At 49.7% G+C, this 13,936-nt stretch carries 12 protein-coding genes; 7 read left to right on the plus strand and 5 right to left on the minus strand.

Annotation, left to right across the window (positions count from 1 at the left end; all coding sequences use genetic code 11):
* Positions 1 to 26 precede the first annotated feature (26 nt).
* From dcd to apbC, 3 genes are all read right to left on the minus strand, one after another.
* Positions 27 to 608, minus strand: coding sequence for a dCTP deaminase (gene dcd, locus AC3ISQ_RS14470; protein WP_489347569.1), 582 nt, complete (start codon positions 606 to 608; stop codon positions 27 to 29).
* 129 nt (positions 609 to 737) lie between these two features.
* A complete protein-coding gene (udk, locus tag AC3ISQ_RS14475; RefSeq protein ID WP_489347571.1) occupies positions 738 to 1,379 on the minus strand; it encodes a uridine kinase in 642 nt (213 codons plus the stop codon).
* Positions 1,380 to 1,662: 283 nt separating this feature from the next.
* Positions 1,663 to 2,775 carry an iron-sulfur cluster carrier protein ApbC gene (gene apbC / locus AC3ISQ_RS14480; RefSeq protein ID WP_489347573.1) on the minus strand — a complete coding sequence of 371 codons (1,113 nt, stop codon included), beginning with the start codon at positions 2,773 to 2,775 and terminating at the stop codon, positions 1,663 to 1,665.
* Positions 2,776 to 2,936: 161 nt separating this feature from the next.
* On the opposite strand from apbC, the gene metG reads away from it, so the two are divergent.
* The 7 genes from metG to sanA all read left to right on the plus strand — a co-directional run bounded on the left by metG (position 2,937) and on the right by sanA (position 11,350).
* Positions 2,937 to 4,967 carry a methionine--tRNA ligase gene (metG, locus tag AC3ISQ_RS14485; RefSeq protein WP_489347574.1) on the plus strand — a complete coding sequence of 677 codons (2,031 nt, stop codon included), beginning with the start codon at positions 2,937 to 2,939 and terminating at the stop codon, positions 4,965 to 4,967.
* A gap of 123 nt (positions 4,968 to 5,090) precedes the next feature.
* Positions 5,091 to 6,311 (plus strand): MFS transporter, encoded by a 1,221-nt coding sequence (locus AC3ISQ_RS14490; protein ID WP_489347576.1) that lies wholly within the window; start codon positions 5,091 to 5,093, stop codon positions 6,309 to 6,311.
* 117 nt (positions 6,312 to 6,428) lie between these two features.
* Positions 6,429 to 6,833, plus strand: coding sequence for a CidA/LrgA family protein (locus AC3ISQ_RS14495; RefSeq protein ID WP_489347578.1), 405 nt, complete (start codon positions 6,429 to 6,431; stop codon positions 6,831 to 6,833).
* On the plus strand, positions 6,830 to 7,522 hold the full coding sequence (locus AC3ISQ_RS14500) for a CidB/LrgB family autolysis modulator (protein WP_489347580.1): 693 nt from the start codon (positions 6,830 to 6,832) through the stop codon (positions 7,520 to 7,522). The genes AC3ISQ_RS14495 and AC3ISQ_RS14500 overlap by 4 nt, the downstream gene beginning before the upstream one ends.
* 135 nt (positions 7,523 to 7,657) lie before the next feature.
* Positions 7,658 to 8,542 (plus strand): cytidine deaminase, encoded by an 885-nt coding sequence (gene cdd / locus AC3ISQ_RS14505; RefSeq protein ID WP_489347582.1) that lies wholly within the window; start codon positions 7,658 to 7,660, stop codon positions 8,540 to 8,542.
* A 211-nt stretch (positions 8,543 to 8,753) separates the two neighbouring features.
* On the plus strand, positions 8,754 to 10,451 hold the full coding sequence (locus tag AC3ISQ_RS14510; RefSeq protein ID WP_489347584.1) for an NAD-dependent malic enzyme: 1,698 nt from the start codon (positions 8,754 to 8,756) through the stop codon (positions 10,449 to 10,451).
* 152 nt (positions 10,452 to 10,603) lie between these two features.
* Positions 10,604 to 11,350, plus strand: a complete 747-nt coding sequence (gene sanA / locus AC3ISQ_RS14515) for an outer membrane permeability protein SanA (RefSeq protein ID WP_489347586.1) — start codon at positions 10,604 to 10,606, stop codon at positions 11,348 to 11,350.
* 52 nt (positions 11,351 to 11,402) lie between these two features.
* Here sanA and mglC read toward each other — a convergent pair whose 3' ends face one another.
* Both mglC and mglA read right to left on the minus strand, forming a co-directional pair.
* A complete protein-coding gene (gene mglC, locus AC3ISQ_RS14520) occupies positions 11,403 to 12,413 on the minus strand; it encodes a galactose/methyl galactoside ABC transporter permease MglC (RefSeq protein ID WP_489347588.1) in 1,011 nt (336 codons plus the stop codon).
* 11 nt (positions 12,414 to 12,424) lie between these two features.
* The gene (gene mglA / locus AC3ISQ_RS14525) at positions 12,425 to 13,933 is read right to left on the minus strand and encodes a galactose/methyl galactoside ABC transporter ATP-binding protein MglA (protein WP_489347589.1); all 1,509 of its coding nucleotides are present in this window, start codon (positions 13,931 to 13,933) and stop codon (positions 12,425 to 12,427) included.
* Positions 13,934 to 13,936 lie beyond the last annotated feature (3 nt).

Genomic DNA, 13,936 nt, shown 5'->3' on the forward strand with positions numbered 1-13,936 from the left:
TATCAGCGCCGCCAGCAAGTGCGCGGTTAGTCCTTATCAATCCGGCTGGCAACGGCACCTTGTTGACCACGGTATTTCGCATCTTGGCGGCTATTGTACGGACGAGCCGCCGGACCAGATAATGGCTCAAAACTCAGGGCACCAATCAACATGCCAGGGCGTAATGCCAATGGCAGCTTACCTGAATTATAGAACTCCAACACGATACAGCCTTGCCAACCCGGATCGATACGGTGAGCGGTGACGTGCACCATCAGGCCGAGGCGCGCCAGAGAGGAACGGCCATCCAGCCAACCGACCAGATCATTGGGTATGGTTACAGACTCCAATGTCACCGCCAACGCCAGTTCACCGGGGTGCAGGAAGAAGGCTTCACCTTCTGGCAAGACAATTTCATCGCTCATCACGCGATCCAGCGCCGCACTGACTTCATCCTTTGGCCCGCTAAGATCGATAAACGCTGCGGTATGCCCACGGAATACACGGAATTGGTTACCTAAACGGACATCGACTGTGGCGCCATTAATACGCTCAATCGGCGGACGCGGCGAAATCACCAGTTTTTCGCTGTCCAGCCAGGCTTCTATATCGCGGTCACACAGTCTCATCTTGTTCTCTCCATCGAAGGTACATGCACTACAGCAAAAATTGCCACACAAAGGGTAAAAGGTCTACGTCCGGGCGTAAGTTAGTGGGTATTGAACCAACTTTTCCGACGAAGGGACCTTTATTCGGCATTATTCAAAGAATTGGCTGATCTTGGCTTTTAAGATATCGATAGCGATACGGTTTTTCCCACCGCGTGGCACGATAATGTCGGCATACTGTTTGGAAGGTTCAATAAACTGTAAGAACATTGGGCGCACGGTTTTTTGGTATTGAGCCATCACTGAATCCATCGAACGACCTCGCTCATTAACATCGCGTTTCATTCGGCGCATCAGGCAGATATCTAGCGGCGTATCGACAAAAATAGAGAAATTCATTTCCTGGCGTAGGCGAATATCAGTCAACAATAAGATCCCTTCAAGAATGATGACTTTTTTCGGTTCCAGATGGATGGTTTCTTTTTTACGTGTATGTTCGGTATAACTATACTGAGGTAACTCAATGGCCTGCCCAGATTTCAGCATTTGCAAATGCCGAAACAGCAGGTTGTGATCCATGGCGCTGGGGTGGTCATAGTTAGTTTTGACCCGTTCTTCCATGGTCATATTGGTTTGGTCTTTGTAATAACTGTCTTCCGGAATCACCCCAATGTGTTTATCGCCAACCTGATCGCGTAGTTCACGATATAACGTACTGGCAATAAGGCTTTTTCCGGAGGCAGATGCGCCAGCTATACCAATAATGACGCACTGATGCGGCTTGTCAGTCATAAAATTAAAGACCTGAATTCGTAGTGTGAAGGGAGGGAACTAAAACGCGGCAATTATAGGGAGTTCCCCCCTTTAGCGCTAGCCTATTGTCGCCTTCTATGTACGATTTTGCGCAATTCCCTGCGGGCTTTTCAGAACTTTGCTCTTAGGGCTACTGTTCGTCGCGCAAGCCGATACACATACAAAAACCTTTCACCCGAGCAGATTTGCATAAACCGCTATAAAGTAAAAAACCCGGTCAATATGAATGGCACCGGGTTCTTACTTATCGTTCGAAACGGTATTACAGCGCTCTAAACGCGATCTCCGTTGGGATCGCCTCGCCCTGCCAATACATCTGTGCGGCCACTCGGCCTGCCAACTGACGGTACATCTCGGCGAACTCGCTGTCTGGGCGGCTGATCACCGTCGGCTGACCGCGATCCAAATCCTCACGCAGCGAGATATGTAGCGGCATTTGCCCTAACAAGCGGCTGTTGTACTTTTTCACTAGTTTCTCTGCACCGCCGGTACCGAAGATCGGCTCATGGTGACCGCAGTTACTGCAAATGTGCACACTCATGTTTTCGACAATGCCCAACACGGGTACATGCACTTTCTCAAACATCACAATACCTTTGGCCGCATCAAGTAACGCGATGTCTTGTGGCGTCGTCACCACCAGCGCGCCGGTCACCGGGATATTTTGCGACAGCGTCAGTTGGATGTCGCCCGTGCCTGGCGGCATGTCTAGCACCAAATAGTCCAGATCCGGCCACAGCGTATCCTGCAACAGTTGCAGCAAAGCTTTACTGGCCATCGGGCCGCGCCATACCATCGCGTTATCATCAGTCACCAAATAACCGATCGAGTTGGTCGCCAAACCATGCACCATAATCGGTGCCATATGTTGGCCATCCGGCGAAGTAGGCCGCTCATGTTCAGTTCCCAGCATGTTAGGGATCGAAGGACCATAAATATCGGCATCCAAAATACCGACTTTCGCCCCTTCGGCCGCCAGTGCCAACGCCAAGTTAACCGCGGTACTGGATTTCCCCACACCACCCTTGCCGGAACTAACCGCAATAATATTACGCACACCTTTAACACCGGCTTGATCGTTAGCCCGTTTCAAGGTGGTAATATCGTGTTTCAGCTTCCAATCAATCGCCTTCACACCGGTGACACGCAACAGCTCACCACTCACCGTTTCTTTCAGCGTTTCAAAACCACCGTGCCAAGCAAAAGGCATCTGTAATTCGATATGCAACACATCGTCCAACAACGCACAGTGATGAATCGCTTTTAGCGCCGTCAGGTTGTTCTTTAACGTAGGGTGTTCAAAGGTGGCCAATACACCGGTCACTAGGGCACGCAGCACTTCAGGGTTGGTCTGCTCTGGGGATTTAGCGTTCATCCCGGCTCCTTAGGTATTTAATCGATAGCAAATGAGTCGCTCGCGCATAAGCATATCAGAACTACGAGGTGACAGTAGAAAGAAAGCACCCTAGCCGCGACGGGCGCGATCGGGTAACATCAAAGACCCTTTTTATTCATTACAGAAAGCAAGTTCTCACTATGGCTCAAGTCGCGAAAAAATTATTGGTGACGTGCGCGCTACCGTACGCAAATGGTTCCATCCATCTCGGCCACATGCTCGAGCATATTCAAGCGGATGTCTGGGTTCGTTACCAACGAATGCGCGGCAACGAAGTTCATTTCATCTGTGCGGACGACGCACACGGCACACCGATCATGCTGAAAGCACAGCAATTGGGCATCACGCCAGAAGCGATGATTGAAGAAATGAGCCAAGAGCACCAACAGGATTTCGCCGGTTTTGGCATTAGCTATGACAACTATCACTCCACGCATAGCGATGAAAACCGTGAGTTATCGAGCCTGATCTATGGCCGCCTGAAAGAGAACGGTTTTATCAAAAATCGCACTATTTCACAGCTTTATGATCCAGAGAAAGGCATGTTCTTGCCGGATCGTTTTGTGAAAGGTACCTGTCCGAAGTGTAAATCACCGGATCAATACGGCGATAACTGCGAAGTTTGTGGCGCGACCTATAGCCCAACCGAGCTGATCGATCCTAAATCCGCCGTTTCTGGTGCAACACCGGTAATGCGTGACTCCGAGCACTATTTCTTTGATCTACCTGCCTTTAGCGACATGCTGCAAGCCTGGACTCGTTCTGGCGCACTGCAAGAGCAAGTAGCGAACAAGATGCAAGAGTGGTTTGAGTCCGGCCTGCAACAGTGGGATATCTCCCGCGATGCGCCGTACTTTGGCTTCGAGATCCCGGATGCTCCGGGCAAATATTTCTACGTCTGGCTGGATGCGCCAATCGGTTATATGGGCTCATTCAAGAATCTGTGTGACAAGCGTCCGGAATTGGATTTTGATGAGTTCTGGCGTAAAGACTCCAGCACCGAGCTGTATCATTTTATCGGTAAAGATATCGTTTATTTCCACAGCCTGTTCTGGCCAGCCATGCTGGAAGGCAGTAACTTCCGCAAACCGACCAACCTGTTTGTGCATGGTTATGTAACGGTGAACGGTGCCAAGATGTCCAAGTCGCGCGGTACCTTCATTAAAGCGAGCACTTACTTGCAACACCTGGACGCTGACTGCCTGCGTTATTACTATGCGGCTAAGCTGTCCTCACGCATTGATGATATCGACCTGAATCTGGAAGACTTCGTACAACGCGTAAATGCCGACATCGTTAACAAAGTGGTTAACCTGGCTTCCCGTAATGCCGGTTTCATCAACAAACGCTTTGGCGGCAAGCTGGCTGACAAACTGGCCGATCCTGCTCTGTACCAGACTTTCGTTGATGCCGCAGACAGTATCGCCGAAGCCTACGCTAGCCGTGAATCGGGTCGTGCGATCCGTGAAATCATGGCGCTGGCCGATCTGGCGAACCGCTACGTGGATGAACAAGCGCCATGGGTAGTAGCAAAAGAAGAAGGCCGCGATGCCTCCCTGCAAGCCATCTGCTCAATGGGTATCAATCTGTTCCGCGTACTGATGACCTATTTGAAGCCGGTGTTGCCTTCTCTGACCGAACGTGCAGAAGCTTTTCTCAACAGCGAACTGAGCTGGGACTCCATCTCGCAACCGCTGTTAGATCATCAAGTGAACACTTTCAAAGCACTGTTCAACCGTATCGATTTGGATAAAGTAAACGAAATGGTTAACGCTTCCAAAGAAGATATGGCGGCAGCAAAAGCGCCAGCAACTGGCCCATTGGCGGATGATCCGATTCAGGAAACCATCACCTTTGATGATTTCGCCAAAGTAGACATGCGTATCGCGCTAATCAAAAGCGCTGAGTTTGTCGAAGGCTCAGATAAATTGCTGAAGCTGCAATTGGATCTGGGTGGTGAAAGCCGTCAGATTTTCTCCGGTATCCGTTCCGCCTATCCAGACCCTAAAGCATTGGAAGGCCGTTTGACTATCATGGTGGCTAACTTGGCACCGCGCAAAATGCGCTTTGGTATTTCCGAAGGCATGGTGATGGCCGCTGGCCCTGGCGGGAAAGAAATCTTCCTGCTCAGCCCAGACAGCGGTGCTCAACCGGGCATGCAAGTAAAATAATCACGACTATCGAAAATCCCACTGCTCGGTGGGATTTTTTTTGCCTTTCCTCTTCCCTGTCAGCGCAAATAAGCTATGTTATTCGTACTGGTTTAATAACTGTACATATAGACAGGTTTGGACATGAAGGGATTCCCTCCGCTAATCAACACCCTGCTAGCAACCTCATTAGTATTGACCATTGGTCGTGGCGTCACACTGCCGTTTATTACTATCTACCTGACAGAGCACTTCCATCTGTTGCCAAAGAGTGTCGGGATCATACTGGGGATCAGCTTAACCATCGGTATTATCACCAGTTTTTACGGTGGCTATTTGGTAGACAAATTCAATAAAAATACGCTGATGTTGATTTCCATCTTGCTATTTTCTTTGAGTTTTTTCGCTATTCCCGCGATCCCACGTCCGGGCGGAATGATCGTGGTATTGGCAATATTACACACCGCCTATGCCGTATTAGGCATTACGATCAAAGCCTGTTTTGCCGAATGGTTGCCAGTTACACAACGCATCAAAGCCTTTTCAATGAATTACACCTTGGTCAACGTCGGTTGGGCGCTGGGTTCATCGCTCGGCGTGATGGTTGCCGGCCTTAGCCCATTGCTGCCCTTCTATCTATCCGGGGGCTTGGCATTACTGACGGTGAGTGGATTAGGCTGGTGGATACGCCGCCACCCGCCCGTTGTACCAACTGTAGTGTCCGATGTTTCGCCCACGACGCTGCCCAATTTCCGCCAAACGCTCAACATTTTGCGTAGTGATCGACGACTGATTTATTTCACCTTAGGTAGCACGCTAGGCGCCGTGGTATTCGGCCAGTTTACCGGCTATCTGTCGCAATACCTGATCACCGTTTCCACCGCCGAGTTTGCCTATAAAATCATTGGGGTAGTGATGATCGTCAACGCAGGCATCGTGATTGCCCTGCAGTACCTACTCAGCCGAGGAATGCGACAAGACAACATGCTGCGCTGGTTGATGTTCGGCACCTTATTCTTTGTCCTCGGCTTATGCGGTTTTATGTTGGCAGGGCAATCCATCTGGCTGTGGATTATTGCGATGGCGGTCTTCACACTGGGAGAAGTGATTGTTATTCCAGTAGAGTATATGTTTATCGATTTTATTGCCCCGGCGCATCTAAAAGGTAGTTATTACGGAGTACAAAGCCTGAGTAATCTCGGTGGAGCGATCAATCCGGTGCTATGTGGTCTGATACTCAGTTATGCTGCTCCAGCGATGATGTTCTTGATGCTGATCGTTGCCGCCCTACTCAGCCTGCTATTTTTCTTTCTCGGCCATCGTCTGGCGCAAAAGCAGTCACAGCCTTGTGCTATTGACGGCTAAACTACATTTACAGTTGCTAAATGGCATGGAAGGTATAGACAGAATTCATCAATCATTTCGTGGTACAGATCACAGTTTAATTGTATGATAATTGCATCAGTTAAACGGGAAAAGATTATGGGCAACCTGTTCACATTGTGTTGGAAATACCTTAGGGCTTTCGCCCTCATTTACCTGTGTCTACTTGTCGGCAACACCATTTCTTCACTACTACCGCTCACTATTCCCGGTAGCATCATCGGTATGCTGATTTTGTTTGCCCTGCTGGCAACGCAGATCCTGCCTTCAGCCTGGTTAAAACCGGGCTGCCATATCTTGATTCGCTACATGGCACTGTTGTTTGTCCCCATCGGGGTTGGCGTGATGCAATATTACGATCAGTTAGTCAGCCAACTGGGCCCGCTAGTGGTGTCTTGCCTTGTCAGTACGCTGATTTCATTGATTGTGGTTGCCTACAGCTCCCATGCCGTCCACCGTGAACGTCCGGTGATTGGCAACCAACAAGATGGGGAAAAATCATGAGCTATCTCTGGTGGTCACTGCCCCTCACCGTGCTGGTGTTTTTCGCCGCTCGTAAACTGGCAACCCGTTTGAATATGCCGCTGTTAAACCCGCTGTTGGTTTCGTTGGTGGTGATTATCCCAATTTTGATTCTCACCAAAACGCCGTATCAACACTATTTTCAAGGCAGTAAAATCCTCAACGATCTACTGCAACCGGCGGTGGTCGCATTAGCATTTCCGCTGTATGAACAATTGCATCAGATCCGCGCCCGTTGGAAATCAATCATTACTGTCTGCTTTATCGGTAGCCTCACTGCAATGGTGACCGGGACGACCATTGCTCTGTGGATGGGGGCTCCCCCCGAGCTTGCTGCCTCTATCCTGCCGAAGTCAGTCACTACACCGATTGCGATGGCGGTAGCCCAATCCATTGGGGGTATCCCGGCGATCAGTGCCATCTGTGTAATGTTTGTGGGTCTATTGGGATCGGTTTTTGGCCATATTATTTTGAACACATTGCGTATTTCAACCAAACCCTCGCGGGGTTTAGCCATGGGCACGGCATCTCACGCCTTAGGTACGGCGCGCTGTGCCGAAATGGACTATCAAGAAGGGGCATTCAGTTCATTGGCCTTAGTGATTTGCGGGATCATCACCTCGCTACTAGCACCATTCCTGTTCCCAGTGTTGTTACATTTGTTTGGTTAGCGCTAAAAACTTGCGAAACATCTCGCATTTATAAAAGTTATTGCATTCATTTCATCAATAAAGAGAGATTCGTCACACTATGAGTTGTATCGGTTGCCTACACTATTACCCCGTTAACCTGTAGAGAGACTCTATATGCAACCGCGTTTTCACACTGCTTTCAGCGAACTCACTGCCACATTGCAAAATGCCCTGCTGCCTTATTTTAATGCGCCAGATTTTCCGGCCATGCTCAAGGCCGATCAGGTCGAGGCAATCAAGCAAAGCTGTGGGCTGGATGATGATGCTTTAGCATTTGCCCTGCTGCCTCTGGCCGCGGCCTGCTCGTTAACCCCCATTTCCCACTTCCAAGTCGGTGCCATCGCCCGTGGTGAAAGTGGTAATCTGTATTTCGGCGCCAATATGGAGTTTAGTGCAGCACCGTTGCAACAAACGATCCATGCTGAGCAATGCGCAGTGACTCACGCTTGGTTGCGTGGCGAAACCCAACTGAATGCAATTACCGTGAACTACACACCATGTGGTCATTGCCGCCAATTTATGAACGAATTGAACAGTGGAACGGATTTGCAAATTCGTTTACCAGGGCGTCAACCAGCCACCCTCGGCGATTATTTGCCTGATGCATTTGGGCCAAGAGATTTGGAAATCAGCACCTTATTGATGGATCGCGTCGATCACGGTTTCCAACTCAACACCGCCGACACATTAGCCAACGCAGCAATGGCTGCGGCCAACCAAAGCCATGCGCCTTACAGTAAGGCTCACAGCGGTGTGGCATTAGAGGCTGAAAATGGTGCGATTTATGCAGGTCGTTATGCGGAGAATGCCGCCTTTAACCCAAGCTTGCCGCCGCTACAAGCAGCGCTGATTCTGATGAATCTTTCTGGTGGCGACTGCCAGAAAATCCGGCGGGCGGTGTTGGTCGAACCCCAATCGCCAAGTATCAGCCAATGGGATGCGACGCGTTCAACATTAGCGGCGTTAGGTTGTCAAGACGTCAAGTTGGTCACCTTCTAATTATTCCCTGTGGCGGGGCATTACCAGCCTCGCCTATCAAACACAACGTCACCTTGCCCTTAAAACACTTTCTTTAGTTAAAATATTCGTTCGATCGTCGAAAGTTACGCTAATTTACATCATGATCCGCTAACAATTGCTGTACATCTTCCCCCGATCTTTTAGGATCTACGGCGGCATAAGTTATCCGATACGTGAAGAGTAAAAATTGATGGAACTTGAATACGAAAGCAAACGCCCTCTCTACATCCCCTACGCTGGCCCGATCTTGTTAGAATTTCCTTTACTAAACAAAGGTAGCGCCTTTAGTGAAGAGGAACGTAGCCACTTCAACCTACACGGTCTGTTGCCGGAAGCGGTAGAAACCATCGAAGAACAGGTGGAACGTGCTTACCGTCAGTACCGAGATTTTAAAAACGATAACGACAAACACATCTACCTACGTAATATCCAAGACACCAACGAAACCCTGTTCTATCGCATGTTGGATGCTCACCTGAGCGAGATGATGCCGATCATCTACACCCCAACCGTGGGCGAAGCCTGTGAGCACTTTTCCGACATCTACCGCCGCGCACGCGGGTTGTTCATCTCCTACCAAAACCGCGATCGCATCGACGATATGCTGCAAAATGCCACCAAGCAGAACGTAAAAGTGATCGTAGTCACCGACGGTGAGCGCATCCTCGGCCTTGGCGACCAAGGCATCGGTGGTATGGGCATTCCGATTGGTAAACTGTCGCTGTACACCGCCTGTGGCGGCATCAGCCCAGCCTATACGTTGCCGGTAGTGCTGGATGTCGGCACCAACAACCCGCAGCGTCTAAACGATCCGCTGTATATGGGCTGGCGTCATCCGCGTATTTCCGGCGATGAATATCACGCCTTCGTGGAGGAATTTATTCAGGCCGTCAAACGCCGCTGGCCAAATGTGCTGTTGCAATTCGAAGACTTCGCCCAGAACAACGCCACACCGCTGCTTAACCGCTACCGAGACGAGCTGTGCTGCTTTAACGATGATATCCAAGGCACCGCCGCTGTGACTCTCGGTAGCCTGATCGCCGCTAGCCGTGCTGCCGGTCGTCAATTGCGCGATCAAACAGTCACCTTCCTCGGTGCCGGTTCCGCCGGTTGTGGTATCGCCGAGCAAATCATTGCCCAAATGAAGTCCGAAGGCTTGAGCGAAGACGAAGCTCGCGCTCGCGTCTTTATGGTCGATCGCTTCGGTCTGCTGACCGACAAACTACCAAATCTGCTCGATTTCCAAGCCAAGCTGGTGCAGAAAAGCGAAAACCTCAGCGATTGGCAAGTGGAAAGCGATGCTATCTCACTGATGGAAGTGGTACGTAATGCCAAACCGACCATTCTGATTGGTGTTTCAGGTCAGCCGGGGCTGTTCACCGAAGAATTGATCCGTGAAATGCATCAGCATTGTCCACGTCCAATTGTGATGCCGCTGTCTAACCCAACATCGCGCGTAGAGGCCCGCCCGGAAGACATCATCAATTGGACCGACGGCGCAGCGCTGGTTGCCACCGGCAGCCCATTCGCCCCGGTGACCTATAAAGAGCAGCTATACCCGATCGCACAATGCAACAACTCCTATATTTTCCCAGGAATTGGTTTGGGCGTGCTGGCCTCAGGGGCTAAGCGTGTCACCGACAGCATGTTAATGGCGGCTAGCCGTGCATTGGCCGACTGTTCACCGTTGGCAACAGACGGCCACGGTGCATTACTGCCAAACATTGACGATATTCAAGGCGTGTCCAAATGCATCGCGATGGAAGTCGGTAAAGCCGCGCAGTTGCAAGGCGTGGCGGTCGTCACTTCTGAAGAGGCGTTATCGAAAGCGATTGAGCACAATTTCTGGCGTCCGCAATACCGTGATTACAAGCGTACTTCGTTCTAATCTACTCAGCCCGGTTCACCGGGCTTCTTTATCTTAAAACGCTGAAAAATCCCGCACTTCACTGGCTTCAAGCGGTGGATTGCTTGCGTCGCCCTGCTAGGTAAAGTAGCCTTAATCCTACTTTCCTAGATCCCTGCGCGTAAGGCAACAACATGTGGAAACGCCTGATAATTAGCCTATTCAGCATCATTATTGTGCTGATGCTGTCGGCTATTGCGCTCGATCGCTGGATAAGCTGGAAAACCGCCCCTTACGTTTACGACGAATTACAAACACTGCCACATCGTCAAGTCGGCGTGGTGTTAGGTACCGCCAAATATTATCGAACAGGCGTTATCAACCAGTATTATCGATATCGCATTCAGGGAGCAGTCAACGCCTATAACAGCGGTAAAGTTAAATATCTGCTGTTGAGTGGGGATAACGCCCAACAGAGTTACAACGAGCCGATGACTATGCGCCGCGATCTGATTGCCGCCGGGGTCACACCTAGTGACATCGTGCTCGACTATGCTGGGTTCCGCACCTTGGACTCCATTGTGCGTACCCGCAAAGTGTTCGATACCAACGACTTCACCATTATCACTCAACGCTTCCATTGCGAACGCGCGCTGTTTATTGCTCTGCATATGGGCATTCAGGCGCAGTGTTACGCCGTGCCCTCTCCTAAAGATATGCTGACGGTGCGAGTACGCGAGATCTTTGCTCGTCTAGGTGCGTTGAGCGATCTATACATCTTCAAACGCGAGCCACGCTTCCTTGGCCCAACCATCCCAATTTCCTCTATGCACAAGGTGCCGGAAGATGCGCAGGGTTACCCGGCAGTCTCGCCAGAACAGTTAGTTGAGTTGGAACAGAAGTTGGCGGCAGAGAAACAAAAAGCGCAAAGCAGCAAATAATCCAGACAAAAATGCCGGAGCTAGCCCCGGCATTTGTCAAAAGAACAACCACTTACTTTTTCTTAGCGTATTTCAGCGAATCCAACGCCACGGCGAAGATAATAATCCCGCCCTTGATGATGTATTGCCAATACGGGTTAACGCCAATATAGGTCAAGCCATAGTTGATGACGGTAAAGATGATCACCCCGGTGACCACACCGACCACCGTACCGACCCCCCCCGCAAAGGACACGCCGCCGACGACGCAAGCCGCGATGGCATCCAACTCATACATAAAGCCGAGGTTATTGGTGGCACTACCGATACGCCCTGCTTCCAACAGGCCGCCGAAAGCATAAAACACACCAGACAACGCATAAACCATGATCAGGTTCAACGGGACGTTAACACCGGAAACCTTCGCCGCCTCTGGGTTACCCCCGATGGCGAAAATGTTTTTCCCAAAGCGCGTTTTGTTCCACAGCACCCAAACAAAGATAATCGCGATAATCGCATAGAAAGTAATATACGACAGTTTGAAATCACCGAAGCGTAGGAAACCTTGGGCAAAGGTCGAGAATTTTTGATCAAACCCTGCCACTGGTGAAGCCCCAACCGAGTCGTAATACAGCGAGTTAATGCCATAAACGATGATCATGGTACCCAGAGTGGTAATAAATGGCGTCACGTTCAGATAGGCAATAATAATGCCGTTAACCAAACCAATAATCGCCCCCACCGCGCAAACCAAGATGATCACCATTGGGATCGACCAAGTTTCCATTTGCGGGAAGACTTTATTGACGTTATCCATCGATTGCAGCAGAGTTGCCGCGATGACCGCCGCCAAGCCCACCTGCCGCCCAGCGGAAAGGTCAGTCCCCTGAGTCACAATCAACCCGGCAACGCCCAAGGCGATAATAATACGCACCGAAGATTGGGTTAGAATATTACTTAAGTTCATCAGGCTCAGGAAGGTAGGGTCCTGAATAATGATAATTGCCAGCAGCACCAGCAATACCAAATAAATGCCACCTTCTTTGAAATAGGTGAATAAGGTTTTTTTATTTAAAATGCTCATAGCGCTGGCCCTTAAAGATGCAAGGATGCTAATCGTAAAATTTCATTTTGCGAGGTCTGCTTGGTATTCACGATGCCCGCAACCTGCCCATTACTCATCACCAATATCCGGTCAGTTATTCCCAATAACTCCGGCATTTCAGACGAGATAATAATGATCCCTTTTTCTTTCTTCGCCAGTTCGGTAATCAGTTGATAAATCTCAAACTTGGCTCCCACATCAATACCGCGCGTCGGTTCATCCAGCATTAGAATTTCCGGCTGAGTCAGCAACCAACGACCAATAATCACCTTTTGCTGATTACCGCCAGACAGCGAACCGATACTGGTATGATGCCCCGGCGTTTTCACCCGCATCGCATCGATCACCCATTGGGTATCGCTTTTCATGCGTGAGTTATCCAGCAGCCCCAGTTTGTTTTTGTAATTACGAATGTTGGAAATCAACGAGTTAAAGCCGATATCCAGATAGGCATAAATCCCGGTTGAGCGCCTTTCTTCCGTCACCAACGCGAAACCATGATTAATCGCTTCGTTGGCACTGTGGTTATTGATCGCCTTGCCGTGCAGTTTGATGGTCCCTGCGACTTTTTCGCGGATGCCAAACAAGGTTTCGACGATATCAGTACGCTTTGCCCCCACCAACCCGGCAATACCGAGGATTTCCCCTTTATGCAGATCAAAACTGACATCGCGGATCGAGGGTTGACGCATTGAGGTCAGATTGCGTACTTCCAAGACAACTTCGCCCGGCGTGTTTTGACGATCGGGGAAACGCTGACTCAGCGAACGCCCTACCATCATGGCGATAATCTTATCCATATCCAGCCCTTCCAAGGTCTGGGTCGTGATCCACTGACCATCACGCAAAATGGTGATTTCATCGCACAGTTGGAATATTTCCTCCATTTTGTGAGAGATATAAACAATGCCGCAACCACGCTCTTTTAACTTCCGAATGATGGTGAATAAGTGATTCACCTCTTTTTCTGTTAATGACGAGGTCGGCTCATCCATAATCACGATTTTTGCGTTATAAGAAAACGCTTTGGCAATTTCGATCATCTGCATTTGAGATACGGATAACGTGCCCACTTTGGCGCGAGGATCAATATCAATATCCAGCTCATCAAATATCGCTTTAGTGTCTTTGTACATCTTATCTTGATCGACAAACAGGCCTTTGAGCGGATAGCGCCCCAGCCACATGTTGTCCATCACCGTACGTTGCAACACCAAATTCAGCTCTTGGTGCACCATAGAAACGCCATGTTCCAGTGCCTCTTTCGAGCTTTTGAAATCAATTTCCTGACCTTGAAAAATAATACTGCCGGAATCTTTTTTATAAATGCCAAACAGACATTTTAATAATGTCGATTTACCCGCACCGTTCTCTCCCATTAATGCATGAATGGAGTGAGGATGAACGCGTAAATTCACATTATCTAATGCTTTAACGCCGGGAAATGATTTGTTAATTGCACTCATTTCCAGCAAATATTCGCTCGAATTATCCGCCATAGT

Source organism: Serratia sp. KH_031, from assembly GCF_057839655.1.

Coding starts and splice junctions, on each gene's coding strand:
- cdd (WP_489347582.1), top strand. CDS start 7,658: ATGCAACCGCGTTTTCACACTGCTTTCAGCGAACTCACTGCCACATTG.
- sanA (WP_489347586.1), top strand. CDS start 10,604: ATGTGGAAACGCCTGATAATTAGCCTATTCAGCATCATTATTGTGCTG.
- mglC (WP_489347588.1), bottom strand. CDS start 12,413: ATGAGCATTTTAAATAAAAAAACCTTATTCACCTATTTCAAAGAAGGT.
- AC3ISQ_RS14510 (WP_489347584.1), top strand. CDS start 8,754: ATGGAACTTGAATACGAAAGCAAACGCCCTCTCTACATCCCCTACGCT.
- metG (WP_489347574.1), top strand. CDS start 2,937: ATGGCTCAAGTCGCGAAAAAATTATTGGTGACGTGCGCGCTACCGTAC.
- apbC (WP_489347573.1), bottom strand. CDS start 2,775: ATGAACGCTAAATCCCCAGAGCAGACCAACCCTGAAGTGCTGCGTGCC.
- AC3ISQ_RS14490 (WP_489347576.1), top strand. CDS start 5,091: ATGAAGGGATTCCCTCCGCTAATCAACACCCTGCTAGCAACCTCATTA.
- mglA (WP_489347589.1), bottom strand. CDS start 13,933: ATGGCGGATAATTCGAGCGAATATTTGCTGGAAATGAGTGCAATTAAC.
- dcd (WP_489347569.1), bottom strand. CDS start 608: ATGAGACTGTGTGACCGCGATATAGAAGCCTGGCTGGACAGCGAAAAA.
- udk (WP_489347571.1), bottom strand. CDS start 1,379: ATGACTGACAAGCCGCATCAGTGCGTCATTATTGGTATAGCTGGCGCA.
- AC3ISQ_RS14495 (WP_489347578.1), top strand. CDS start 6,429: ATGGGCAACCTGTTCACATTGTGTTGGAAATACCTTAGGGCTTTCGCC.
- AC3ISQ_RS14500 (WP_489347580.1), top strand. CDS start 6,830: ATGAGCTATCTCTGGTGGTCACTGCCCCTCACCGTGCTGGTGTTTTTC.